The organism is Arthrobacter cavernae (genome assembly GCF_017368795.1).
In the GTDB taxonomy this organism is placed as follows: Bacteria; Actinomycetota; Actinomycetes; order Actinomycetales; family Micrococcaceae; genus Arthrobacter; species Arthrobacter cavernae.
Window position 1 is genome coordinate 1 of the sequence record NZ_JAFNLL010000019.1, and the last position, 24,364, is coordinate 24,364.

Sequence of the window (24,364 nt, forward strand, 5' to 3'; positions counted from 1 at the left end):
ACGAGGTGCACCGCCGGGGCACGCCTTGGAAGCTGGTCTACGGGGCACGCAGCAAGGACCACTTCGCCTTTGTCGGCGAGCTGACCTCCCTCGACGCACCCTCCGTGGAGCTGCACTCCCAGGACACCACCGGGCATCCGGACCTGGGCGCGGTTGTCGAAGCCAGTCGCGGGGCCCTGGTCTACAGCTGCGGCCCGGCAGGGCTGATGGACGCCCTGTCCGAGCACATGGACCGGGCCGGCCGCCTGCACGAGCTGCACATCGAACGCTTCGCCCCGGCGGCACCGGCCGCGGCGGATCCGGCGTCCCCGGAGTCCAGTGCCGGCACCGGCACCTTCGAGGTCGAACTCGAACGCAGTGGCGTGGTGGTGGACGTGCACCCGAACGAGACGGTGCTGGAAGCCGTGCGCGCGGCGGGCATCAACCACCCGTCGTCGTGCGAAATGGGCTTCTGCGGCACCTGCGAGGTGAAGGTCCTCTGCGGCAAGATCGACCACCGCGACGACCTCCTCACCGAGGCCGAACGCGAACAGGGCACCAGCATGATGATCTGCGTGTCCCGGGCGAAATCGCCCCGGCTGGTCCTCGACCTCTAGACGACGACGGCGGCCGGCCCGGCCGCCGTCGGGCATTCCAAGCGAACCAAACGATTCAGAAAAGGTGATACCCGTGACCCAGCTAGCTGAACCGCGGAACGGGACAGAACAGAACCGAACAGAGCGGAACCGGACAGAGCGGAACCGGACAGATTTGAAGGCCGCAGCACGGGACAACCTCTGGCTGCACTTCTCCCCCCAGCCCCAGGCAGACCAGGAGCTGCCGATGATCGTGCGCGGCGAAGGCGCCTACGTCTATGACGACCACGGCCGCAAGTACCTGGACGGGCTCGCGGGCCTGTTCACGGTGCAGGTGGGCCACGGCAGGACGGAACTGGCCGAGGTCATGGCCCGCCAGGCCTCCGAGCTCGCCTTCTTCCCCCTGTGGTCGTTCGCCAACAAGCCCGCGACGGAGCTGGCCGAACGGCTGGCGCAGCTGGCGCCTCCGGGACTGAACAAGGTGTTCTTCACCAACAGCGGCAGCGAGTCGGTGGAGTCGGCCTGGAAGCTGGCCAAGCAGTACTTCCGCCTGACCGGCAGGCCGCAGAAGCACAAGGTCATCTCCCGGACCACGGCGTACCACGGCACCACGCACGGCGCCCTGTCCATCACCGGGATCGCGGACCTGAAGGTCGACTTCGAGCCGCTGGTGCCCTCCACGCACCGTGTCCCCAACACCAACTTCTACCGCGCCGCACAGCACGCGGACCACCTTGCAGCCTACGGGCTGTGGGCCGCGAACGAAATCGAGGCCGCCATCCTGGCCGAAGGCCCGGAAACCGTGGCCGCCGTGTTCCTGGAACCGGTGCAGAACGCGGGCGGCTGCTTCCCGCCACCTCCCGGCTACTTCCAGCGGGTGCGCGAAATCTGCGACCAGTACGACATCCTGCTGGTCAGCGACGAAGTGATCTGCGCATTCGGGCGGCTCGGCACCTACTTCGGCGCCGAGAAGTTCAACTACGTCCCGGACATCATCACCTGCGCCAAGGGCCTGACCAGCGGCTACGTGCCCATGGGTGCCATGATCGCCTCGGACCGCCTGTTCGAGCCCTTCGCCAAGGGCGAGGCCTTCTTCAAGCACGGCTACACCTTCGGCGGCCACCCCGTTGCCGCCGCCGTGGCGCTGGCCAACCTGGACATCTTCGAGCGCGAGAGCCTCAACCAGCACGTCCTGGACAACGAGCATGCCTTCCGCGGCACCCTCGAAAAGCTCCTGGACCTGCCCCTGGTGGGCGATGTGCGCGGCAGCGGCTACTTCTACGGCATCGAGCTGGTCAAGGACAAGGCCACCAAGGAAACCTTCACGCCCGAGGAAAGCCACCGGATCCTCAAGTCCTTCCTGTCCAAGAGGCTCTTCGAGAACGGCCTGTACTGCCGGGCCGACGACCGCGGCGACCCCGTCATCCAGCTGTCGCCGCCCCTGATCATCGGGCAGAGCGAATTCAACGAGATGGAGCAGATCCTGCGGCACACCCTGGTGGCCGCCGAGGCCCTGCTCTAAACCCCACACCAGAACCTACCTAAAGGCGGACCACCGTGCACCAATTCATCGCCGGACAGAACCTGACCGGCAGCTCAGGCAACAAACACGACGTGATCGATCCAAGCACCGGGGAAACCGTGGAGACTGTGGTCCTGGCAGGAGCCGACGACGTCGATGCGGCCGTTGCCGCTGCCCGGCAAGCCTTCCCGGGGTGGTCACGTGCCACCCCGGGCGAGCGCTCGGCCGTGCTCTCCCGATTGGCCCGGCTGCTCGAGGAACAGGCGGAGGAACTCGCCCGGCTCGAAAGCCGGCAGACCGGGAAGCCCCTGCGCCTCGCCCGGGAGTTCGACGTCCCGGGAACCATCGACAACGTGGACTTCTTCGCCGGCGCCGCGCGGCACCTGGAGGGCAAGGCCACGGCGGAATACTCGTCGGACCACACCTCCAGCATCCGGCGCGAGCCCATCGGCGTGATCGGTTCCATCTCGCCCTGGAACTATCCCCTGCAGATGGCCGCCTGGAAGATCCTGCCGGCCATCGCCGCCGGAAACACGGTTGTCCTCAAGCCCGCAGCCAACACGCCGCTGACGTCCCTGATGTTTGCCCGGATCCTGCAGCAGGCCGGGCTGCCCGACGGCGTCGTGAACATCGTGGTCGGCGACGGCCGGGAAGCGGGGGCCGCCCTGATGCGGCACAAGGATGTGGATATGGTGTCCTTCACCGGTTCCACCACGGTGGGGCGGACGGTGCTCGAGGCCGCCGCCTTCAACTCCAAACGGGTCCATCTGGAGCTGGGCGGCAAGGCGCCCTTCGTGGTCTTCGAGGATGCCGACGTCGACGCCGCAGCGCACGGCGCGGTGGCCGGCAGCCTGATCAACACCGGCCAGGACTGCACGGCCGCCACCCGGGCGATCGTGCACCGTTCGGTGTACCGGGAGTTTGTGGACAAGGTGGCCGAACTGTACCGCTGGGTCCGGGTGGGCCTGCCGGCCGACGAGGGGACCGACATCGGCCCGCTGATTTCCTACGCGCACCGGGACCGGGTTGCCGCCATGGTGGACCGTGCCAGGGGCTACGCCACGGTGGTCACCGGCGGCACGGCACCCGGGGGCGCCTTGGCCGATGGCGCCTTCTACGAGCCCACGCTCATCACCGACGCGGCCCCGGACAGCGAAATCGTGCGGGACGAAGTCTTCGGCCCCGTCCTCGCCGTGCTCCCCTTCGACAGCGACGACGAGGCCATCCGGCTCGCCAACGACACCCCCTACGGGCTGGCCGCCTCCGCCTGGACTCGGGACGTGTACCGTTCGCTGCGGGCCACCCGGGAGATCAAGGCCGGCTGCGTGTGGATCAACGACCACATCCCGATCATCAGCGAGATGCCGCACGGCGGGATGAAGGAGTCAGGTTTCGGCAAGGACATGTCCGCCTACTCCTTCGAGGAATACACCCAGGTCAAGCACGTCATGTACGAGCTCACCGGCGCCGTCGAAAAGGACTGGCACCGGACAATCTTCCGGATCCGCTAGGCGGGCTGCCGCCGCCAGTTGCGGGCGCGCGTCAACGCGTGCGGATGATCCGCCGCTGCGTGGCGACGGCGATGGCCGCCGTGCGGTTGTCCACGCCGAGCTTGGCGTAGATGTGGACCAGGTGCGTCTTGACCGTGGCCTCGGAAATGAAGAGCTGGCGCGCGATGGCCCGGTTGCTCATTCCTGTGGCCAGGAGCTCCACCAACTGGACTTCGCGCGTGCTCAGCGCGGGCTCCGGATTGCGGATCCGGCCCATGAGCCTGGCCGCCACCTCGGGGGCAAGTGCCGTCTGTCCTGCCGCCGCGGAGAGCACGGCCTGGAGGATCTGCTCCGGCGGCGCGTCCTTGAGCATGTAGCCGCTGGCCCCGGCCTCGACGGCGGCCAGGATGTCGGCGTCGGTGTCGTACGTGGTGAGGATCAGCACGGGCGGCGGGGGAGTCCCGGCGTCGCCGGCCTTGATCTTGCCCGTGGCGGTGACGCCGTCCATCCCGGCGCCCATCTGCAGGTCCATCAGGACCACGTCCACGGGCTCGCCCAGCGTGTGGAGCTTGGCCAGCTCGGCGAGGGCGGCACCGCCGTCGGCAGCTTCGGCCACCACGGTGATGCCCTCGAAATCGGCCAGCATGGCGCGGAGTCCGGCACGGACCACGGGGTGGTCGTCCACCAGCAGGACGCGGATGTCGTTCACGGTGCGGGCTCCTCGGCAGGGTCGCTTGCTTCGGTGTTTTCGGCCTGCTCCAGGGGCAGCCGGATGGCCACCACGGTCCCTTCGCCGGGCGCGGATTCGACGTCCAGGCTGCCGTCCAGCGCCGCGACGCGCTCGCGCAGGCTCTTCAGCCCGACGCCGGTTCCGTCGCCTCGTACGGCAGGCCCCGGCCCGGCGTCCCCCGGCGCGGCGGCGTCGAAGCCGGCGCCGTCGTCGAACACGTCCATGGTGACCTCCGTGTCCAGGAAGGACAGGGTCACGACGACGGTGCGCGCGTGGGCGTGGGCCAACACATTCGCGAGCGAGGACTGCGCCGCGCGGAGCAGGGTGGCCTCGTACGGTTTGGGGAGCTCCACAGGGGTGCCGTCGAGCTCGAAGCGGCAGCGCAGCGCGGTTCCCCGGGCCGCTGCCTCGGTTTCGATCTTCCCGCAGAGCCGGCGCAGGGTCTCCACGAGCGTTGATTGCTCCAGTGCCGGGGAGCGGAGTCCGCGGACGAAATTCCGGGCCTCGGCAAGGTTCGCGGACGCGGTGTCCTGGACGATCCGCAGCCGTTCCCGCACGGTGCCGGAGTCCCCGGCGTCGAGGGCTTTCTCGGCGGAGCGGCCCATCAAGACGATGCTGGAAAAGCCCTGGGCGAGGGTGTCGTGGATTTCCCGGGCGAGACGTTCGCGCTCGGCCAGCACACCGGCGTCGTGCTGCGTACGGGCCAGTTCGGCGCGGGTCCGCCGCAGTTCCTCCGCGGCCAGGCGCTGGTTTTCGGCCTCCACGTACAGGGCGCGGTAGGCCAGCCCCGTGATCACGGCGAAGGCGGCCCCGAAGGCCGGGCCGAGGATCATGGGGAGCTGCATTCCGCCGTCGCCGGCCCCGCGGCTGTGGAACCAGAGCGCCCCAACCAGCAAGGCCGTGCTGACCGCTATGGCGGGCAGCGCCCAACGGCGGGGGAGCAGATGCAGCTGCAGGAAGAAGAGCGGGAAGGCGAGCCAGGCGAAGTCCGAGCTGACGAGCAGGAGCAGCAGCCAGAGCAGGGTCACCGCGCCCAGCCACCAACGCGCGTAGGGCCCGGGATTGAAGCGGCCGGGATCGGTGGAATGGCGTTTTTCCAGGATCGTCCCGGCCAGGTACACGCCGGCCAGGACCACGGAGAGCAGCAGGCCCACTCCCACGGCAAAAGGAGACGTGGTCCCGCCGGAAACGGCGCCCGGAACGGCGCCGGATACCGCCAGGCGGACCACGGCCACCAGCAGCAGCACGGCGAAGCCAACATGGAGGCTCACACGGAGCACGCTCAGGATCAGGGCGGCCCCGCCGACCGTTTCCCGCGCGTTCCTCTGCATACCCTCCAGCGTAGCCCCGGCCTCCGACAAAACAGCCCCGAATCCGCGTCAGGGCAGGCCAATCAACCGAACGGTTGATGCCCGTGTCAACCGCACGGCCCCGGCCAAGCATCCATGCTCACGATGCCGGCCCGGCCCGGCACCGGGAGAGTGGAAGCAGGGCCGAAACCGGCCAACCATGGGACACACCGGCCAACCATGGGACACAAATGAAGGATTCCAATGTTTCTCGCCGTCCGCGACATCCGCTTTGCCAAGGGCCGTTTCGCCCTCATGGGCAGCGTGGTCGCCCTCATCACCCTCCTGCTGGTCATGCTGTCCGGCCTGACCGCGGGACTGGGCAACCAGTCGACGTCGGCCATCGCCGCACTGCCCGCGGACCAGATCGTCTTCGGCGCCCCCGCCGGCGGCGAAGCCAAGGCCTCCTACACGGAATCCGAGGTCTCCCCGGCGCAGCTCGATGCCTGGCGCCGGCAGCCGGGAGTCGCCTCGGCCACGGCGCTCGGGATCAGCCAGACCCGCTTCCAGTCCCTCGGCACCGGCGGCGCCGCCACGGGCACGGCCAACGTCGCGGTTTTCGGGGCCGACGGCGGAATGGCACCGTCGCCGGTCACGGACGGGGCCGTGGTCGTGGGCGAGTCCCTGGCGAAGGAACTGGCCCTGGCGCCCGGCAGCCGCGTGGCTGTTGCCGGCACGGAGCTGGCCGTCTCGGCTGTTGTCCCGGACCAGTGGTATTCCCATACGGGCGTGGTGTGGACAACGCTCGACACCTGGCGGAAGCTCGCCCACACCGCCCCCGGCGAGGCGACGGTTCTGGCCGTGACGTTCGACGCCGGAGCCTCCGCGGACTTCGACGCCGCCAATGCGGCGGCCGGCACGGTCAGCGCCACACCCACCGGTTCGTTCCAGGCCCTCGGCTCCTACAAGAGCGAGAACGGCTCACTTATGCTCATGCAGGCATTTCTCTACGGCATTTCCGCCCTGGTGATCGTAGCGTTCCTGACCGTCTGGACCGTCCAGCGCACCCGCGACATCGCCGTCCTCAAGGCCATGGGCGCCTCCTCCGGCTATGTGCTGCGCGATGCCCTGGTCCAGGCCGGAATCGTGCTGCTTGCCGGGGCCGGCGCAGGCGGGGCCGCTGGCGTTGTGGGCGGCTTCTTCGCCGCGCAGGCCGCGCCGTTCCTCGTCACGCCGCTCACCACGCTGCTTCCGATCACCGGGATCGTGCTCCTGGGCCTGGCCGGTGCGGTGCTGGCCGTCCGCAGCGTCACCAAGGTGGATCCGCTGCTCGCCCTCGGCGGCAACTGACCCCGCCAGCCCTCCCAAACGCAAACATTCTTTGAAAGGCATACACCGTGAGCACCGCCCTTAACCTCGTCAATGTCACCCTCGAATACCCCGACGGCGATTCCACCCTCAAGGCCCTCGATTCCGTCAGCCTCAGGGTAGATGCCGGCGAATTCCTCTCCCTCGTGGGACCCTCCGGTTCCGGGAAATCCTCGCTGCTGGCGGTCGCCGCCACGCTGGTCCGTCCCACGTCCGGGCTGGTGGTGATCGACGGCCAGGACGCCACCGGACTCCGCCCGGCCGAGCTGACGGCCCTGCGCCGGGAGGCCGTGGGCATCATCTTCCAGCAGCCCAATCTGCTGCCCTCGCTGACCGCCGTCGAGCAGCTCGTCATCGGCGACCATCTGCGCGGCAAGCCCGTGCGGGCGGCACGGCAGCGGGCTGCGGAACTGCTCGACGTCGTCGGGCTGGGCGGCGTGCTCAACAAGCGACCGCACCAGTTGTCCGGCGGGCAGCGCCAGCGCGTCAACATCGCGCGGGCGCTCATGGGCAGCCCGCGCGTGCTGCTGGTGGATGAGCCGACGGCGGCGCTGGACATGGAGCGCAGCGAGTCGATCGTGCGGCTGCTGCGCCAGGTCACCGACGAGTTCTCGACGGCGACGCTGATGGTCACGCACGACACCGAGTTCCTGCCGCTCACGGATTCCGTGGCCGGCATGCGCGACGGACGGCTGGGCGTGCCGGTCCGCACCGCGTAAGCAGCCCCGGACGGGCCGCGGGACAGGCGGCGTCAGCGGCCCAGCACGGCCTCATCCTGGGCGTCGTCGTAGGCGTCGCGGGCTTCGAGGATGCTGGGCACATGGTTCTCGGCCCATTCGCGCAGCATCGTGAGCGGCTGCAGCAGGGATTCACCGAGCGCCGTGAGCTCGTAGTCCACGCGCGGGGGCACCTGGGCGTGGATGGTGCGCGTGATGAGGCCGTCGCGTTCCAGGGTCCGCAGCGTCTGGGTCAGGACCTTGGGCGTCACCACGCTGACCATCTTGCGCAGCTCGGAGAATCTGACAGGCCCGCCGCCCAGAACCTGGATCACCAGGGACGCCCATTTGTCCCCGATCCGCTGGAAGACCACGCGGGAGGGGCAGTTGGGGTCAAGCACGTTGGCGGGAATGTCTTTAGTATCCACTGGGTAACTAGGTTCCTTTGAAGCTATCAGTATCCGAAAGATACTTTTGTGTCATCGCAAGGATAGCAACCCCAAGGAGAGTCATGAAAATTGCAGTCTACGGCGCAACAGGCATGGTCGGCAGCCAGATCGTCAACGAATCCCTCACCCGCGGCCACCAGGTCACCGCCATTTCCCGCAAGGGCGCCGAGGTTGCCGGGACCGTCTCCGTGGCCGCCGACCAGGCCGACGGCCAGACTTTCGCGCTGATCGCCAAGGGGCACGACGCCGTCGTGCTGGCGACGGGCCCCAGCCGCACCGGCGGCGACCACGCCGAATGGCTCGCGGCCATGGAGACCGCCTTCAGCAACGCAGAAGGCACGCGCCTCATGATCGTCGGCGGCGCGGGAACCCTGATGATCGACGGCGTCCGCCTCCTTGATTCTCCTGGATTCCCGGAGGCCTACAAGGCTGAGGCCACCACTGCGGCCCTGGCCCTTGCCGCCGTCAAGGAGGCCCCGGAATCCCTCGACTGGACCGTGCTCGCCCCCTCGCCGATGATCCAGCCCGGTGAGCGCACCGGCAGCTACTCCGTGGCCAAGGATTCGCCGGCAGGCAGCAGCATCTCCACGCAGGACTATGCCGTGGCCATGCTGGACGAGATCGAAACCCCGGCCCACCGCCGGGCACGCTTCACGGCCGCCAACTAGCGCCCAGGAGGAATCAGCCCAGGCCCAGACGGGGTACCTGCAACCCGAACATGTCCTTCAAGGCATGCTTCGCCGCGTGGTACCCGGGCATTCCTGTAACCCCGGGTCCGGGCGGGGTGGACGAGGAACACAGGTAGACGCCGGGCAGCGGCGTGCGCCACGGGACCGTGGACAGCACAGGCCGCCGCAACAGGCCCCGGATGTCCATCAGCCCCGCGCTGAAGTCCCCGCCCACATAGTTCTCGTTGTGCGCGGCCATGTCCGCCGCCGTCGTGGTCCTGGCGGCAAGCACCACGTCACGGAAGCCCGGGGCGAAGCGCTCGATCCTGGTAGTCACGGCCTCGGCCATGTCAACTGTGGAGCCTGCGGGCACGTGGCAGTAGCTCCACAGGATATGCCGTCCCGTCGGTGCCCGGCCGGGGTCCACCACGGAGGGCTGCGAGACGAGCACGTACGGCTCCGAGGGATGCCGACTGGCGGCCACGAGGTTCTCGGCCTCGGCCATCGCGGCGCGGGTGCCGCCCACGTGCACCGTCCCGGCCCGGGCAAGCTCCGGCGCCGCCCACGGCACGGGGCCCGAGAGGATGAAGTCCACCTTGCACGCGGCATTCCCGAAGCGGTAGGACTCCAGCGCCCGGCGGTAGCGTTCCGGCAGCACGGGTGCGGCCAACCGCAAGAATCCGGGCGGTGCCACATCCAGCAGCTTCACCCTGCCCGGCAGTGAAGCCAAGGAGTCCACGCGTTGCCCCGTGTGGATCGTGCCGCCGTGGGCCAGGAGGTCATCGGCCAAGGCAGCAGCGATCGACGCCGAGCCGCCCACAGGAATGGGCCAGCCCACTGCATGGGCCAGCAGGGCGAGCATCAGACCGGCCCCGGACGCCGCGACGGAGGGCAGCGGTGCCACGGCATGCGCGGCAACGCCTGTCAGCAGGGCCGGCGCCGCGTCCCCCACAAATCTACGGTTCCACCACGGCGATCCCTGCTCCAGGGTTGCGAGGCCCAGCAGAGCGGCCGCCACCGGGTCCCGGGGAACGCGCAGCAGCGCATTCGTGGTCACGTCCAGCACACCGTCCAGCCGCTGCAGCAGCGGTGCCATCAGCCGCCGGTACGTCGGCCCGTCAGCCCCGAGCCCCGCCGCCGTCTGCTCCAGCGAGCGGTAGGCAATCGCCGCCCGGCCGCCGTCGAGCGGTGTCCCGTACTGGACCTCAGGCACGCGCAGTTCCACACGCTTTTCCAGCTCGAAGCGGCGGAAAAACGGCGAGGCAAGCGCCATGGGATGCACAGCGGAGCAGATGTCGTGGACGTGCCCGGGCTCGATCAGCTCCGCCGTGCGGGTTCCGCCGCCGATCGTCTCCGCGGCCTCGTACACGTGAACATCCAGGCCCGCACGGGCCATGACCACCGCGGCCGCCAGGCCGTTGGGTCCGGAGCCGACGACGGCGGCGTCAGGCATCGCGCGATGCCTCCGCTGCGGGAGGTACTACTGGAGGCGCCTCAGGACGGGGCCGCCAGGGCAGCACCGAGGCCGCGGGCCGGAGTACATCGAGGCGCAGCCAGTCCTTGCTGCGGTCGAAGGGCCCGCCGTGCGGATCGTCCACGCCGCGCAGGCGGACGGGATCCAGCTCCGGCTCCCAGATATCCCAGGCCACGCGGAACATCAAATATGCCGTGGCGAACATATGCAGGGCCACGGCCATGACGTAGTAGGGCATGTCAATGTTGTGCTGGGACGCCCCGCCGCTGGTGAGCTGCCCGAGGTACATCCACACCGCAGCCCAGTGCAGCCCTTCAGCAGCCTGCCAGAGCAGGAAGTCACGCCAGCGGGGCCGGGCCAGGGCCAGCAGGGGAACCAGCCACAGGACAAACTGGGGCGAATAGACCTTGTTAGTCAGGATGAAGGCGGCCACGATCAGGAAGGTGAGCTGCGCCAGGCGGGGGCGCCGGGGCGCGGTCAGGGCCAGGACGCCGATCAGCACGCACGCCAGCAGGAAGAGGTTGGTGGCCAGGGTGTTGATGGCTTCCGCGTCAAGCTGCTCCCACTTCACGCGGTTGGCCACGATGTTGTAGACGAACCAGGGGGAGCTGTAGCCAGCGGGGCGCTCTTCGGAGAATTCGAAGAAATACCTCCAGCCGGCAGGGTTCAGTGCGGCGATCGGCACGTTGATGGCCAGCCAGGCGGCGGCCGCTGAGACAGCGGTCACCACGAAAACCTTGATTCGTCCGCTGCGCAGGGCCAGCAGAAAGACGGCACCGAGAATCAGCACGGGATACAGCTTGGTGGCCGTTCCCAGGCCGAAGAAGATGCCCGCCACCGCCGGGTGGTTCTTCGCGAAGAAGTACATGCCGACCGCGAGCATGCCGACAGCCCACATGTCCCAGTTGATGACACCGGCCAGGATGATCCCGGGCGCCAGGGCCACCATGGCCGCATCCCAGGGCCTGCTCCGATTGATCCGGGCCGTTGCCAGGACGGTGACCAGCCAGACGGCCACGATCAGGGTGGCATTGACGTCGAAGTACCCCAGGATGCGCTCGTCGCTGACTCCCTGGCCCGGGACCATGAGGGCGGTGGCTCCGGCGATGAGGCCCATGATCACGGGGTATTCGAAGAAGCTGCCCTGGCTGAAGAACGGGAAGACGCCGTCGCCGATCCCGCGGTTGCGGAACAGTTCGGGGAAATCCGAGTAGCAGGTGGCGTAGAACTGGACCGGGGTGTGCCAGCCGTTCACGCGGCAGTGCTGCTTGACCAAGATCGTAAGGAGTGCGGCCAGCACCGTCAGGATGATCAGGACACGTTCCACCGTAAAGATGCCGGGGGAGACCCTGCCGGGCGCAGACCTCTTCCCGAGCGGACCGCCGATCAGTTCGGTGAAGTTCCGCAGCAGGGCGTCGCTGCGGCTGGGAACCACAAAGCGCGCACGCTTTCGCTGCCGGTGCGGCTTTGTCTCCTGCATGGCATCGAGCATACCGCCAGGCCCGCGCCGCGCCGGCGGCCCGCAACCGCAGCAAGGCGGCCCGCGCGCCGCTGGGCAGCCCGCCCGCACCGCCAGGCTTAAAAGGCAGGAGCCCACGCGCAGCCGCGTGGGCTCCTTGGGGATCTGTTCCAATGTGGGTCATCGGACGCTCCCTTCGGAAGGGCTGAAGGGCATCAGCGGATGACTCCCATCTGGTGCATGACGATGTAGATGTCTTCGCGGCGCTGATCGAGCAGCTGTCCGTTGAAGATGGTCCGGTCCTTGCCGGCAGGCTTGCCGTTGAAGACCAATATGTCCTTTTTACGCTTTCCCATGGTTCACCTCCTTTCTTCAAAGATCGAATTGACCGAATTCGGGCACAACAATTAAGGCCCATTGAATTCGTGAGAAAACAGCGGCCCAAATGGCGGCATGAATGCCGGTCAATGATGGGTGGAAAAAGCGGATCGAATGGGAATACCCGGATGACCGTGCACAAGGCCGAGGCCGGTGCCCTGCAGCCGTCCCCAACAAGAAGCTGGTTCCGAACTATGGGGAAGCTGCGCACCTGCGGCAAACCGCCTGGATCCGCATCTACAACTGGCTCTTCCAGACGCCGGCCCCGGAATAGGGGTAGGCGGAAGATCAGATTCCCGCCGGCAACAGGCCTGGCCGGAGAATCAGGGAAAAGCCAGTGGGTTAAATGTGGCGTCGATCAGCAGTGAAGGCCGGGGCAGCAGTGACGTTCATCATCCATCCGCTAGTCAAAGTAATCATTTTCCCAACCTCCTCTTCTGCTGTGGCAGTGCCCGGCTGACTGACCGGAACATCGCGTGCCTCGATCCCGGCAAATCGCTCTGGGATCAAGAATTAAGTTACACCATGGTTAGTGCGCATGGCCAGTGAATTCTCAGATTTACTAAAAAGAATTTCCGAACAGCGGTTCAGAGGCCCCAGCGCACAATTGCAGGGGTCCGTTTGTCCCAGCCCAGGGTGCAGACCTTGGCGGTGCCGAGGATGAAGTGGCGGCCTTCCCGGGCGTCCAGTTCCAGCCAGCGGGCGGTGAGGATCCGGGAAAAGTGGCCGTGGGCCACCACCAGGACGTTGTCCATGCCGGATTCGAGGACGCGCGCAATGATTTTGTCCGCCCGGGCGGCTACTTCGTCCAGCGTTTCGCCGTTGGGCACGCCGTCGGTCCAGATCAGGTACTCGGGGTTGTCCTTGCGGATCAGGTCCGAGCTGATGCCCTCGTAATCGCCGTAGTTCCATTCGACGGCCAGCGGCTCGTGGACGGCGTCCGGGTAGCCGGCCAGCTCCGCCGTGCGGCGGGCGCGACGCAGCGGCGAGGTCAGCACGACGTCGAAGTCGATGCCTTCCAGGACCCTGCGCGCCTCCACGGCCTGCTGCTCGCCTTCAACGGTCAAAGGCAGGTCGGTGAGCCCGGTGTACTGGCCGCTCTTGGACCATTCGGTCTCGCCATGGCGGAGGATCCAGAGCTGCGGGCGCGTGAGCTTCGATGTTTCGTTCACTTATGACTCCTCTGTTGTTACGGCGGCGGGCGCGGCGGCAGCCGGAGCGGAACCGGCGGCATCCGCGGAAAGTTCGACGACGACGGCGGACTCGGGCTGGATTGCCCACCATGCCAGAAGCTTGGACTCGGCTTCCCCGTGGGAGAGGGGGCCGTGTTCCATGCGTTCTTCGAGCAGGAACTTGTAGGCGCGGCCCACAACGGGTCCGGGCTTGAGGCCGAGCATTGCCATGATCTGGGCCCCGTCCAGGTCCGGGCGGATCGCGTTCAAGGATTCCTGTTCGAGCAGGAGCGAAATACGTTCCTCGAGGTCATCGTAGGCGAAGGACAGCCGCTCGGCCTTGCGCTGGTTACGCGTGGTGACGTCCGAGCGCGTCAGTCGGTGCAGCCGCTCCAGGAGCGGGCCGGCGTCAGTGACGTAGCGGCGCACGGCGGAGTCGGTCCAGCCGGCGTCGCCGTAGCCGTAGAAGCGCATGTGGAGCTCCACGAGCCTGGCCACGGCCTTGATGGTGTCGTTGTCGAAGCGCAGCGCCTTCATACGCTTGGAGGTCAGCTTGGACCCCACCATGTCGTGGTGGCGGAAGCTCACCGCGCCGCCCGGTTCGAAGCGGCGCGTAGCCGGCTTGCCGACGTCGTGCATGAGGGCCGCAAACCGCAGCACAAAATCGGGGCCCGGCACGGGGCCGTCCTCGTTGGTTTCCATCGAGGCGGCCTGTTCCAGGACCTGCAGCGAGTGCTGGTAGACGTCCTTGTGGCGGTGGTGCTCGTCGGATTCCAGGCGCAGGGCCGAAACCTCGGGCAGCACGAACTCGGCAAGACCGGTGTCCACCAGGAGGTCGATGCCCACGCGCGGGTGCGCACCGTTAATAAGCTTAACCAGTTCGTCGCGGACCCGCTCGGCGGAGATGATCTTGATCCGATCGGCCATTTCGGTCATCGCCAGCCGGACGTCGTCGTGCACGGAGACACCCAGTTGCGAGGCGAAGCGCGCGGCGCGCATCATGCGCAGGGGGTCATCGGAGAAGGAGGCTTCCGGGGCACCCGGCGTGGCCAGCTCCGAGGCGTGCAGATCGCGGACGCCGCCGAAGGGGTCAACGAGTTCCAGGGACGGCAGGCGCAGGGCCATGGCATTGATGGTGAAGTCGCGGCGGAGGAGGTCGTCCGTGAGGGAGTCCCCGAACGCCACCACGGGCTTGCGGGAATCGGGGTCGTAGGCCTCGGCCCGGTACGTGGTGATCTCGATCTGGAAGCCGGACTTCTTCATGCCGATGGTGCCGAAGGCCCGGCCGATTTCCCAGAAGTTGTCCGCCCATTTCTTGATGACGGAGATGGTCTGCTCCGGCGTGGCATCGGTGGTGAAGTCAAGGTCCGGGGAGATCCGACCCAGAAAGAGGTCGCGCACGGGGCCGCCCACCAGGGACAGCTCGAATCCGGCGTCAACAAATCGCCGACCAAGATCCAGGACTACCGGGTCGATCGTGAAGTTAACTGAAGAGCTGTCCAATACGTGCGCCATAGTCTCTTAAGCTTGGCAGATTTTTGCGCCGTCATGGGCCACCGGGACGCCCCAAAACGCGCGGCCCCGCAAGCACACCGGCGGAGACCGGCTCCTGCTGTCCATTTTGCGGCCATGTCCCGGTCATCACCACAGGGCAAGAGTCGTTAGAGTGGAGTTCATGGCCAATCCGATCCCGAGTGCTCCTGGCAGGAGGACGAACGCACCGTTGCCGTCGGCAATCGGCGCCCACGTCGCGCCCGCCCAGCACCCGGTGCAGGCCGCGCTTCCCACTGTGGAGGAAGTGTCCGCCGGCGGCGTCGTGGTGGACACCTCCGACGGCGAACTCCGGGTTGCGATCATCGCCCGCCTTAATAGGGGTGGCCGGCTCGAGTGGTGCCTTCCCAAGGGCCACCCGGAAGGCCGGGAAAACAACGAGGAAGCCGCTGTCCGCGAGATTGCCGAGGAAACCGGCATCGAAGGTGACATCCTGGCCCCGCTGGGCAGCATCGACTACTGGTTCACTGTGAGCGGCCACCGCGTCCACAAGACCGTGCACCACTTCCTGCTCCAGGCCACCGGCGGCGAGCTGACCATCGAGAACGATCCCGACCGTGAAGCCGTGGATGCCGCCTGGGTGCCCATCCAGGATCTGGCCCGCAAGCTCTCCTTCCCCAACGAGCGCCGCATCGCCGATCTGGCCCGGGGAGTATTGCCCGAATACCTCTGACGCCGGTACATGGGACGATAAAGGCGATGTCTGCAGCCAAAGCCACCCAGTCCGCCCAATCCGGAGAAGCACGCTCCAGCGCCATCATGGCCGCCGGAACGCTGGTTTCGCGTTTCCTGGGCTTCGCCAAAACCTGGATGCTCGGCGCCGCCCTGGGCCTGGGTTCAACTGTCAATGACACCTTCATCAACGCGAACAACCTGCCCAACTTGATCTTCCTGCTGGTGGCCGGCGGCGTGTTCAACGCTGTCCTGGTGCCGCAGATCATCAAGGCGAGCAAGGCCCCGGACCGGGGGGCGGACTACATCAGCCGGCTGCTGACCCTGGCCGTCCTTGTGCTCCTGGCCCTGACCGCGCTGGTGACCCTGGCCGCGCCCCTGGTCATCGACCTGACCACGCAGGGCTATTCGCCGCAGCAGAAGGCCCTTGCCGTCACGTTCGCGTTCTGGTGCCTGCCGCAGATCTTCTTCTACGGCCTATACGCGCTCCTGACGCAGATCCTGAACGCCAACGGCGCCTTCGGCCCGGCCATGTGGGCCCCCATCCTGAACAATGTAGTGGCCATCGGGGGCCTGGCCGGGTTCATCTGGATCCTGGGCGCCAACATCTACAACCCGCACACCTTGGACAACTGGGGACCCTTCCAGACGTTCCTGGTGGCCGGTTTCTCCACCATCGGCGTGATCGCCCAGACGGTCATCTTGATGGTCCCGGTGTTCCGGCTGAGGCTCGGCCTCAGGCCGCGCTTCGGCTGGCGCGGCGTGGGACTCGGCCAGGCAGCAAAGCTGAGCGTCTGGACGCTGCTGACCGCCGCCGTCGGGCAGTTGGCGTTCCTGTACGTCATGAGGATCGCCACGGTTCCCGGTGCCGAGCGGCTCCGCCTGGAGCATGCCGGCGACCTCACCGCCGCTGCCACCCTGCCCGGCAACGCCGTCCTCGAAGTAGCCAGCCAGCTGTACCTGCTGCCGCACTCCATCATCGCCCTCTCGCTGGCTACCGTCCTCTTCAACCGCATGACGCGAGCGTCCCAGAACGGCAACAAAGCCGAGCTGCGCGATGCCCTGTCCCACGGCCTGCGCACCATGGCGGTGGCCACGGTGTTCGGCGCGCTGGCGCTGTTCGCGCTGGCCGGGCCGCTGGGCATGTTCTTCTCCGGCGGTGAGCGCCAGGACGGCGTGATGCTGGCCCAGACGCTGACCATCCTCGCGCTGAGCACCCCGTTCATGAGCGCCAACTTCATGATGTCGCGCGTCTTCTACGCCAACGAGGACGCCCGCACGCCGTTCTACATCCAGCTGATGCTGGCCGTGGTGAACGTGGTGGGCGCGTTCATCATCCAGTTCCTGCCGGTCGGCCAGATCATCTTCGCCATCGCCACGCTGTACACATTGGGCAACATCCTCTCCGTGGTCATCAGCGTGTGGTTCCTGCGCCGCCTCCTGGGCCATCTGGACGGTCCGCGCATCGCCAACTCCTACATCCGGATGGGCTACGCGGCACTCGGCTCGGCGCTCGCCGGCACCTTGGCCCTGTGGCTGCTGGGCAGCTACCGGGCCGACGGTTTCGCCTGGAGCAGCCGCCCCGCGTCCCTCGTCACGGTGGTCGTGGTGGGTCCCGTCATGCTGGTGGCCTACCTCTTCCTGCTGAAGCTGTTCCGCGTCAGCGAGCTCCGCGATCTGCTGCGCCCGCTGCTCGGCCGCCTGGGCAGCCGCGGCGCACCCGCCGGTGCCCCTGCGGCAGGACAGGGCCCGACGCCGGCACGCGCCACGGTCTCCGACGACACAGGCCTGATTCCGCGCATCTCGGGCGAGTTCGACGCCGCATCCTTCAGGGCCGGCCCGGCGCTGGAGCCGGAGTCGGAACCGCTGCCGGAGCCGGGCCCGACACCCGAGCCGGCTGCCGCCGTCGGGCAAGCTGTGGAGGGCGGGACCTTTGAGGATGCCGCCGCAGGGGAAAAGAGCTACCTGCCGGACGAGGACGTGCCGAGTTCGACGCAGGGCGGCTTCCTCCGCCAGCAGATTCCGCTGCCCGGCCGCCGTGCCTACCAGGGAACCGCGGGGCGCAATCCGCACTTCAAGGGCCGGCGCACGCCGAAGAAGTGACCTCCGCCAAGCGGGGAGGCAGGAAGCAATCGGCTAGGATCAAAGACGAATACAGGTAGTTGCAGACCACGGATCAACCGGCTTCCGGGGGATCAGTACGCACCACCCGCAGCTCCCGGACAGCCTAGGAGGAACCCGTGTCCCACCCGATCGACGTCGGATCAGTGCTTGGCGGCCGCTACAAGGTCACGGCCACCGTATTGACCTCGCATGACCAAGATCTGGTGCTGGACGGCGTGGACCAGGTCCTCAACCGGCCTGTCAGCATCCTGGTTGCCGGCCCCGGAAACAGCGAGCAAGTGGCCCAGAGCGCCCGCGAAGTCGCCACCGGAGAGCGTCCGGGCCACGTCCAGATCCTCGACCTGGGCGTCAGCGACAACACCACGTACCTCATCACCAACCACAGCACCGCACCGGACCTGCTGGACCTGGTGGTCGCCACCAACGCGCCGTACGTGGAACCGTTCTTCACGGAAACCCTCGGCAGCGAGATCTTCGGCCGTCCCCGCACGTACGAACCGGAAACCTACGAGGGCCTGTACGAAGACGAGGAAGAGGCCGAGTACATACAGTACGACGAGGACGGCTACGCCTATCCTCCCGCCCAGGCGCCTGCCGGCGGCCGGCCGGTTGTTCCGCCGATGCCTGCAGGCAAGCCTTCTTCCGCCCAGGCCGGTGGTATTGGGGCACGCCTCGCTGCCGCAGCCGCCGGAGCGGGCGCTGCTGCAGCAACTGCCGCCGCTGCCGTGAAGAACGCCGCCGTCAAGGAAACTGCCCCCGACGCCGGAACCGGGACTCCCGCACAGGCAGCTCCGCTGCCCGCAGCGCACACCACGGCGCCCCAGGAACTCCAGGCACCGCCGGCTGTTCCGCCCGCTGCGCCCGTCCGTGAACCTGCCGCCTCCGCCGCGCCCGCCGCCTCCGAGGCAAAAGTTTCGCTCTGGTCCGAGGAGGACTACGGCTTCATCGGGGCTGACGCCTCCGCACCCCGTGCGGGTGCAGCTGCTGTCGGTGCAGCTGCCGCCGGCAATGTCCGCACGGCCGCCAGTTTCCCGGCCCAGGCCGCTGCCGGATCCGGGGACGTCGATGAGGAATACTACGACGACGAACCCCAGCGCGAGCCACGCTCCATGCGCTGGCTGGTGGGCGGCCTGCTCGCCGCTGTGCTGGTGGTGGGCCTGATTCTGGCCGTGACCAACCTGGGTAGCCTCCTGCCCGGCGGTGGCCCCGTAGTGTCCAGCCAGTCCAACGGCGCCCAGACCGGGACCGGAGCGCAGTCGTCCACGGAAACTGTGGCTCCGCCTGCCCAGCCGCCGGCCATTGAGGGCATCACCCGCCTGGGCACTTTTGACTTTGCCGCCGCCTTCGACAAGGACCTTGGCCGGGCCTTCGACGGCAACGCCGCAAGCTACTGGGCGGACATGGAATTCGCCACGGAGGACTGGGGCGGACTTACCGAGGACCTGCCGCTGGTGGTCAAGCTGAAGGCACCTGCACAGGTCAAGTCGATCACCCTGAGCCAGCTCGGCGGCTCCGGCGGCAACATCAGCGTCTACACCAATGACCGTCCCGCCATGGATGGCGCCAAGCTGGTCGGCACCAACAGCTTCACCTCCCCGGAGCTGACCATGCCGCTCAGCGCGCCGGTCAATGCCCAGTACGTCATCATCGTCATCAAGACCCTCCCGAAGCTTGCTGCACCGAAGACGAAGTTCGGTTTCGGCCTCCGTCTTGCAGAGATCAAGGTCCAGTAGGGGCCACGTAGGGGCCCAAGCAGGGCCACGTAACTCGGCGTCCGCTCTTCCTTGGCCTGAGCCGGCAGACGGTATCCTGAATGGTGGTGTGTTTTTCGGGTCCCCAAAAACCGCCGGAATATTTGGGGCTGTCACCCGGTTGAGTCAGGTGGCTGCCCCAAAGGCAGCAGCATCGACCAAGGAAGAGGTTCACCGCCAAGTGAGCATTGCAGAAAACAGCGCATCGCAGGTGCGGGACGTCATCATTGTAGGTTCTGGCCCGGCCGGCTACACCGCCGCCGTGTATACCGCCCGAGCCAACATGAACCCTCTGCTTATTGCTGGTTCTGTCACCGCCGGTGGCGAACTGATGAACACCACGGACGTGGAGAACTACCCAGGCTTCCCGGACGGCATTCTGGGTCCGGATCTCATGGAGAACTTCGAGAAGCAGGCAGTCCGCTTCGGCACGGAAATCAAGTTCGAGGACGTCACCAACCTGGACCTCGACGGCGACATCAAGACCGTCACCATCGCCACGGGGGAGAAGTTCCAGGCCCGCGCCATCATCCTCTCCACCGGCTCCGCCTACCGCGAGCTCGGCCTCGAGAACGAAAAGCGCCTTTCCGGCCACGGCGTCAGCTGGTGTGCAACCTGCGACGGTTTCTTCTTCAAGGACCAGGACATCGCAGTCATCGGTGGCGGCGACTCTGCCATGGAAGAGGCACTCTTCCTCACCAAGTTCGCCAAGTCGGTCACGGTCATCCACCGCCGCGATGCGCTCAAGGCCTCCAAGATCATGGGCGACCGCGCCCAGACACACGAGAAGATCAATTTCATCTGGAACACCGGTGTTGAGGATGTTCTTGGTGGCGACAAGGTAACGGGCCTCAAGCTCAAGAACCTGGTGGACGGCACCGAGTCAGAACTCCAGGTCACCGGCGTCTTCGTTGCAATCGGCAACGACCCCCGCACGGAGCTCGTGAAGGGCAAGCTGGACCTGACCCCGGAAGGCACCATCGCTGTCGAGGGCCGCAGCTCCCGCACCACCATCAAGGGTGTCTTTGCTGCCGGTGACGTTGTCGACCCCACGTACCGCCAGGCCATCACGGCTTCCGGCTCCGGTTGTGTTGCGGCGCTGGACGTCGAACACTACCTCGCAGACCTGCACGCATAAGCGGCACAAGCAATTCACTAGAAGGGAAAGTCAAACATGAGCAACGCCAAAGACGTTACCGACGCAAGCTTCAGCACCGACGTTCTGGCCGCCGACAAGCCGGTCATCGTGGATTTCTGGGCCGAATGGTGCGGTCCCTGCCGCAAGCTGGGTCCCATCCTGGACGAGATCTCCGTCGAGTACGGTGACAAGGTGAACGTCGTCAAGGTCAACGTTGATGACAACCCCGCCATTGCCGCCGAGTACGGCATCACCTCCATCCCGGCTGTCTACCTGTTCAACGGGGGAGAAGTGAAGAACACTGTCATCGGCGCGAAACCGAAGCAGTTCTTCGAGAAGGAATTCGCGGACGTACTGTCCTAGTTCCTCTCGGTACCCGTTTCGCGGGTGCCGCTCGGAAAGCCGGTGGTCGCCGCTCCTTGGGAGTGCGCAGACCACCGGCTTTCTTTGGTCTTTGGGTGATTCCTCGAGATTGAACCCTTTTTGGTTTTGTAAGAGCATCTGGTTTCCAGGAACCTCTTCTGCGAGGATCCTCCTTTCTTGCCTATCTGGGGTAGGGGGAAATCTACGCTGACGGGTACGTTTGGGCCTTCTCCCCGGGGAGCGTTCATGTTTCACGTGAAACACGGGCAGAGCGGCCCGCCACGAGGTACCCTCCGGGCTGTTCCGGATCATCAAGTTCCCGAGCATGAGCTCGGACTTAGATGGTCATCTCGCTGACGAAGTGGAAGCCGAATTGCGGCCCAGTTGGAGTTCCGTGAGCGGTGAACCAACATTTGGCCGGCGAGATCCAGGGGACTGAGGGCTCTCGTGGATCAGGTGGGGCCGGTTCCCGAAAACCTCCGCGTCCCTCCAGGAATCGCAGGGCGTCATTGATCTACTCCTCGGGTGGAGCGCACACAGCTAACTTATTGGTCCATGCCATCGCCCAACCCATTCCACACTCCTTGTGCGCTGGCGCGTTCGCAAGGGCCACCGAGAAGGGTCCGCGGTCTTCCGGCCGCGATCAATGCAAGAAGCCGTCATGGGCCCCAGGTGGCTCCTCGCGCGCCGTGATCGGCTCCTGGCGCGCCGTAGTGAACCGCCCCGGACAAATGATCCAGGACGCTACAGGAGGCGCATGCGGGTTTGCGCTGGGCATTCAGGCTTCCTAGCCGTCTTCGTGCCATTCGTCTTCGCATCCACGCCGTGCAGAGCTGCCGAGCGCATAAGGATCCTCCACATGCCAGGCGTCCGCCTCGGGTCCCCTGGACCCCAATTCCTTATAGTCGATCGTTCATCACGATGGCCTGTATCTAGCGGCGTCCACAATGGGGAGGGGTCATTCTCTCCGCGGGAGACCGGACGACACGATCCAGTCTGATTCCGTGATTCCAGAGATTCGCATTCTCTTGTTTCACGTGAAACACAAATATCGTAGGCGAGGTCGACTCCAGGCTTGGGCGTCGCGCGCCGGCGATTGGCCACGGCTTGCGACCTCCCGAACCGTCGAACAGTTCGATTTCCTGCGGCCACAGTCCGGCTGGTAGGCGGATGGTTATGCAGCGATACCTGCAGTGAGGAACTCGGACTTCTCCATACGTCCCCAGGCATCCCGGCATCCCGGCAAATCACCGTAGAAGCTCGTACGCAAGACCGTCTATCGGCACAGAAACAGCGGCTGGGGCGGGTAGCCGGCGGCGCAAGCCGACCTTTCCTTTCCTCCAAGTCCGTGCGTTCCCATGCCGGCTACACCACGCGGATATGTGCCTCGGGGAAACATGCACCCCTGTGAGACCGAGGTCCGCGGAGCTCCAATTCAGACGATGTGGCGACGCTCGGTGGCGTTCCCAATACGGGGATGTGCGACCGGCCACAGACCAAACCAAGCAGGAAGCCAGCCGGGTGAGCACCTACCTCAAATCACAATCAGGGCAAGCTAGTCCTTTTGCCAGCACGGCCCCTACATGCACGCAATGTATTGATGCTCCCTTCCGACGGGCCCCGGACGAGAACCACAGCGACGAACTCCTGTCGCCGCCCCCGCGCGCCCCCACGCGCACGGTCAAGGTTCGCTGTCCGTGTGAACTGAGCATCACGGCCCAAATGGCACGAACGGACCAGCCCGAACAACGGTGAGATCCGGTACTTCCACCGCACATTGGCCACCGCCAGGGCTGCGAAAGCTTCCACGCCGCCTGATCGGAAAATGAAGGTGAATGGGCGGTTGGGATCTGGCCTGGTGGCGTGGGTTCAGGCGGCGGGTTCGAGGGTTGACGGTGTGGCCGAGGTCTTCGAGCTGGCGGACGTGGTTGCGTTTCCTGCGGTCGGAGCCGATGTGGTTGTCGTAGAAGTCGGGGCCGAGGTCGACGTAGCGGGTTGTGGGGTCGGTCAGTAGGCGCCAGATGATGACCAAGATGGACGGCGACCAAGGCCTTGAGCTTGGCCAGGCGTTTGGCCAGGCGGCGGTGTGCGCGGCGCGGGGTCCGATGCCGGGTATCTCATCAAGGCGTCCGATGGCCGGCAGCCGGCCTTTGGCCAGGTCGGCCATGACGAGGGGGCACGGTCGAGACCTTGATCAGGGCATCCTCCAGCAGCCTCTCCAAGCGTTGGACGCGACGGGATCGTTTGGTGGTCAGGTCCAGGCGAAGGCGGGTGTAGTCGCGCAGCCGGCGAATCTGCACCGGCGGGACGAACGAAGGTCGCAGCATGCCCAGCCCGTTCAGCTTGGCCAGCCAGACCGCGTCGATCTTGTCGGACTTAGGCCTTCCCGGGACGTTCTTGACATCCCGGGCGTTGACCAGCCACACCCGCAGAACGTGTGCCTCCAGCAGGTAGAAGGACGGGCGCCAGTAGCCGCTGGTGGACTCCAGGACCACGCGCTCGATGCCCTCGGAGCCAGCTACTCGGCCAAACCCAGGATGGCGTTAGTGGTGGCCGAAATCTGCCACACCCTGATCACCCGTTTACCCGCACTGACCCATGCGGCACCCGGGTGCACACCATCCCGCTGGCCGTGGCGACATCGATCGCCGCGACCCGCGCTGCACGTGCTGATGGTCCTCGGCGTCGACGAGGGAGATGGAGACCAATCAGAACGCGGAAGGGCAGGCCAAGCATGGCTGCACCTGTGCAATCACCAAATGCCCACGGCAGCCTGAGGCCGCGCCCTCAGGCACTGGTCCGGGCTACCGGGCGGTGTAGCTGGCCCGGAGTTTTCCTTGACGCAGGCCGGGCTGACCGCCGGGCTGTTTCACGTGAAACATCTCCGGGGGAGGGACGTTGCCGTCGGCGTCAAGGACTCGCCCTGTTGCACATGCGAGCCCACAGCCGTACGAAGTGTTCTTGCCGCTGCCGCTTCTACGCTACTCGGCCTGCTCGAATGATTCACGTGAAACCGGAACGGCCCCAGCTCGATCCTCGACGTCGGCACGGCACTGCCCCAATGGGAAGCCGCCCGCCTCTTCGGACACCGAGCTGATTGCACACACTGACTCAGATCAAGCCGACCGGAGTGACTGGCCATGTGTATTGCTTGGTCTCCTTAACTGCTGGCCTGCAAGCGCGAGACGGCTGAGGTGGGGCCCGGCAGCAGGGCAAAACTCGCCCCCGCACACTACTGCTCCTGCATCTCCTGCACTATCTGGGCCGTTGGGCACGATGGCATACGTCTTCCGCCGCCAGTGTGGTTCCTTGGAGCTGCGCAGCCGCCATTGACGGTGTGTACTCTACCGCGGGCCCCACGGTACGCTGCTACCGCTCAAGGCACGGCTGGAGTTATTTGCTAGACCTGCCCGGGGAAACGCGGGCGAACCCTCTGTCAACGGCAACTTAGAAATGACCGGTGGTGGCATGTTGG

The 24,364-nt window shown here is 66.5% G+C and carries 21 protein-coding genes; 12 read left to right on the top strand and 9 right to left on the bottom strand.

What is annotated here, in order from left to right; genetic code table 11:
- The 3 genes from J1902_RS09715 to J1902_RS09725 all read left to right on the top strand — a co-directional run.
- On the top strand, positions 1–596 hold a 596-nt coding region (locus tag J1902_RS09715; RefSeq protein ID WP_207616055.1), incomplete at its 5' end, for a flavin reductase family protein.
- A 73-nt stretch (positions 597–669) separates the two neighbouring features.
- Entirely contained in the window at positions 670–2,097 is a 1,428-nt protein-coding gene (locus J1902_RS09720; protein ID WP_207616056.1) for an aspartate aminotransferase family protein, read from the top strand.
- A 35-nt stretch (positions 2,098–2,132) separates the two neighbouring features.
- A complete protein-coding gene (locus J1902_RS09725; protein ID WP_207616057.1) occupies positions 2,133–3,608 on the top strand; it encodes a gamma-aminobutyraldehyde dehydrogenase in 1,476 nt (491 codons plus the stop codon).
- A gap of 31 nt (positions 3,609–3,639) precedes the next feature.
- Here the strand turns inward: J1902_RS09725 and J1902_RS09730 are convergent, their stop codons facing one another.
- Positions 3,640–4,296, bottom strand: a complete 657-nt coding sequence (locus tag J1902_RS09730; protein WP_207616058.1) for a response regulator — start codon at positions 4,294–4,296, stop codon at positions 3,640–3,642.
- On the bottom strand, positions 4,293–5,648 hold the full coding sequence (locus tag J1902_RS09735; protein WP_207616059.1) for a sensor histidine kinase: 1,356 nt from the start codon (positions 5,646–5,648) through the stop codon (positions 4,293–4,295). Before J1902_RS09735 ends, J1902_RS09730 begins: the two co-directional genes overlap by 4 nt.
- 222 nt (positions 5,649–5,870) lie before the next feature.
- On the opposite strand from J1902_RS09735, the gene J1902_RS09740 reads away from it, so the two are divergent.
- A complete protein-coding gene (locus tag J1902_RS09740; protein ID WP_207616060.1) occupies positions 5,871–6,956 on the top strand; it encodes an ABC transporter permease in 1,086 nt (361 codons plus the stop codon).
- Positions 6,957–7,003: 47 nt separating this feature from the next.
- Positions 7,004–7,693 (top strand): ABC transporter ATP-binding protein, encoded by a 690-nt coding sequence (locus J1902_RS09745; RefSeq protein WP_207616061.1) that lies wholly within the window; start codon positions 7,004–7,006, stop codon positions 7,691–7,693.
- A 32-nt stretch (positions 7,694–7,725) separates the two neighbouring features.
- Here J1902_RS09745 and J1902_RS09750 read toward each other — a convergent pair whose 3' ends face one another.
- Entirely contained in the window at positions 7,726–8,118 is a 393-nt protein-coding gene (locus J1902_RS09750; protein WP_207616062.1) for a winged helix-turn-helix transcriptional regulator, read from the bottom strand.
- 83 nt (positions 8,119–8,201) lie between these two features.
- Between J1902_RS09750 and J1902_RS09755 the strand changes: the two genes are divergently transcribed.
- A complete protein-coding gene (locus J1902_RS09755; protein WP_207616063.1) occupies positions 8,202–8,807 on the top strand; it encodes an NAD(P)-dependent oxidoreductase in 606 nt (201 codons plus the stop codon).
- 13 nt (positions 8,808–8,820) lie between these two features.
- Here J1902_RS09755 and J1902_RS09760 read toward each other — a convergent pair whose 3' ends face one another.
- The 3 genes from J1902_RS09760 to J1902_RS09770 all read right to left on the bottom strand — a co-directional run bounded on the left by J1902_RS09760 (position 8,821) and on the right by J1902_RS09770 (position 12,096).
- Positions 8,821–10,260 (bottom strand): phytoene desaturase family protein, encoded by a 1,440-nt coding sequence (locus J1902_RS09760; RefSeq protein ID WP_207616064.1) that lies wholly within the window; start codon positions 10,258–10,260, stop codon positions 8,821–8,823.
- Positions 10,253–11,761: a glycosyltransferase family 87 protein gene (locus J1902_RS09765; RefSeq protein WP_207616065.1), complete on the bottom strand. Its 1,509-nt coding sequence runs from the start codon at positions 11,759–11,761 to the stop codon at positions 10,253–10,255. Before J1902_RS09765 ends, J1902_RS09760 begins: the two co-directional genes overlap by 8 nt.
- Before the next feature lie 194 nt (positions 11,762–11,955).
- Positions 11,956–12,096, bottom strand: coding sequence for a hypothetical protein (locus J1902_RS09770; RefSeq protein ID WP_207616066.1), 141 nt, complete (start codon positions 12,094–12,096; stop codon positions 11,956–11,958).
- A 101-nt stretch (positions 12,097–12,197) separates the two neighbouring features.
- Between J1902_RS09770 and J1902_RS09775 the strand changes: the two genes are divergently transcribed.
- A complete protein-coding gene (locus J1902_RS09775) occupies positions 12,198–12,392 on the top strand; it encodes a hypothetical protein (RefSeq protein WP_207616067.1) in 195 nt (64 codons plus the stop codon).
- Between the two features lie 313 nt (positions 12,393–12,705).
- Here J1902_RS09775 and J1902_RS09780 read toward each other — a convergent pair whose 3' ends face one another.
- Together J1902_RS09780 and J1902_RS09785 are read right to left on the bottom strand one after the other, a co-directional pair.
- A complete protein-coding gene (locus J1902_RS09780) occupies positions 12,706–13,290 on the bottom strand; it encodes a histidine phosphatase family protein (RefSeq protein WP_207616068.1) in 585 nt (194 codons plus the stop codon).
- Positions 13,291–14,805: a CCA tRNA nucleotidyltransferase gene (locus tag J1902_RS09785; RefSeq protein WP_207616069.1), complete on the bottom strand. Its 1,515-nt coding sequence runs from the start codon at positions 14,803–14,805 to the stop codon at positions 13,291–13,293.
- A 208-nt stretch (positions 14,806–15,013) separates the two neighbouring features.
- On the opposite strand from J1902_RS09785, the gene J1902_RS09790 reads away from it, so the two are divergent.
- From J1902_RS09790 to trxA, 5 genes are all read left to right on the top strand, one after another.
- Entirely contained in the window at positions 15,014–15,514 is a 501-nt protein-coding gene (locus tag J1902_RS09790) for an NUDIX hydrolase (RefSeq protein ID WP_207616074.1), read from the top strand.
- 26 nt (positions 15,515–15,540) lie between these two features.
- A complete protein-coding gene (gene murJ, locus J1902_RS09795; protein WP_207616070.1) occupies positions 15,541–17,616 on the top strand; it encodes a murein biosynthesis integral membrane protein MurJ in 2,076 nt (691 codons plus the stop codon).
- 137 nt (positions 17,617–17,753) lie between these two features.
- Positions 17,754–19,370: an ABC transporter substrate-binding protein gene (locus J1902_RS09800; RefSeq protein WP_207616071.1), complete on the top strand. Its 1,617-nt coding sequence runs from the start codon at positions 17,754–17,756 to the stop codon at positions 19,368–19,370.
- Positions 19,371–19,569: 199 nt separating this feature from the next.
- Positions 19,570–20,526, top strand: a complete 957-nt coding sequence (trxB, locus tag J1902_RS09805) for a thioredoxin-disulfide reductase (protein WP_207616072.1) — start codon at positions 19,570–19,572, stop codon at positions 20,524–20,526.
- Between the two features lie 36 nt (positions 20,527–20,562).
- Positions 20,563–20,889, top strand: a complete 327-nt coding sequence (trxA, locus tag J1902_RS09810) for a thioredoxin (RefSeq protein WP_207616073.1) — start codon at positions 20,563–20,565, stop codon at positions 20,887–20,889.
- Between the two features lie 2,120 nt (positions 20,890–23,009).
- Here the strand turns inward: trxA and J1902_RS09815 are convergent.
- Positions 23,010–23,384, bottom strand: coding sequence for an IS110 family transposase (locus tag J1902_RS09815; RefSeq protein WP_307794416.1), 375 nt, complete (start codon positions 23,382–23,384; stop codon positions 23,010–23,012).
- Between the last annotated feature and the right edge of the window lie 980 nt (positions 23,385–24,364).

Coding starts and splice junctions, on each gene's coding strand:
- J1902_RS09735 (WP_207616059.1), bottom strand. CDS start 5,648: ATGCAGAGGAACGCGCGGGAAACGGTCGGCGGGGCCGCCCTGATCCTG.
- J1902_RS09740 (WP_207616060.1), top strand. CDS start 5,871: ATGTTTCTCGCCGTCCGCGACATCCGCTTTGCCAAGGGCCGTTTCGCC.
- J1902_RS09755 (WP_207616063.1), top strand. CDS start 8,202: ATGAAAATTGCAGTCTACGGCGCAACAGGCATGGTCGGCAGCCAGATC.
- J1902_RS09760 (WP_207616064.1), bottom strand. CDS start 10,260: ATGCCTGACGCCGCCGTCGTCGGCTCCGGACCCAACGGCCTGGCGGCC.
- J1902_RS09765 (WP_207616065.1), bottom strand. CDS start 11,761: ATGCAGGAGACAAAGCCGCACCGGCAGCGAAAGCGTGCGCGCTTTGTG.
- J1902_RS09770 (WP_207616066.1), bottom strand. CDS start 12,096: ATGGGAAAGCGTAAAAAGGACATATTGGTCTTCAACGGCAAGCCTGCC.
- J1902_RS09775 (WP_207616067.1), top strand. CDS start 12,198: ATGCCGGTCAATGATGGGTGGAAAAAGCGGATCGAATGGGAATACCCG.
- J1902_RS09785 (WP_207616069.1), bottom strand. CDS start 14,805: ATGGCGCACGTATTGGACAGCTCTTCAGTTAACTTCACGATCGACCCG.
- murJ (WP_207616070.1), top strand. CDS start 15,541: ATGTCTGCAGCCAAAGCCACCCAGTCCGCCCAATCCGGAGAAGCACGC.
- trxA (WP_207616073.1), top strand. CDS start 20,563: ATGAGCAACGCCAAAGACGTTACCGACGCAAGCTTCAGCACCGACGTT.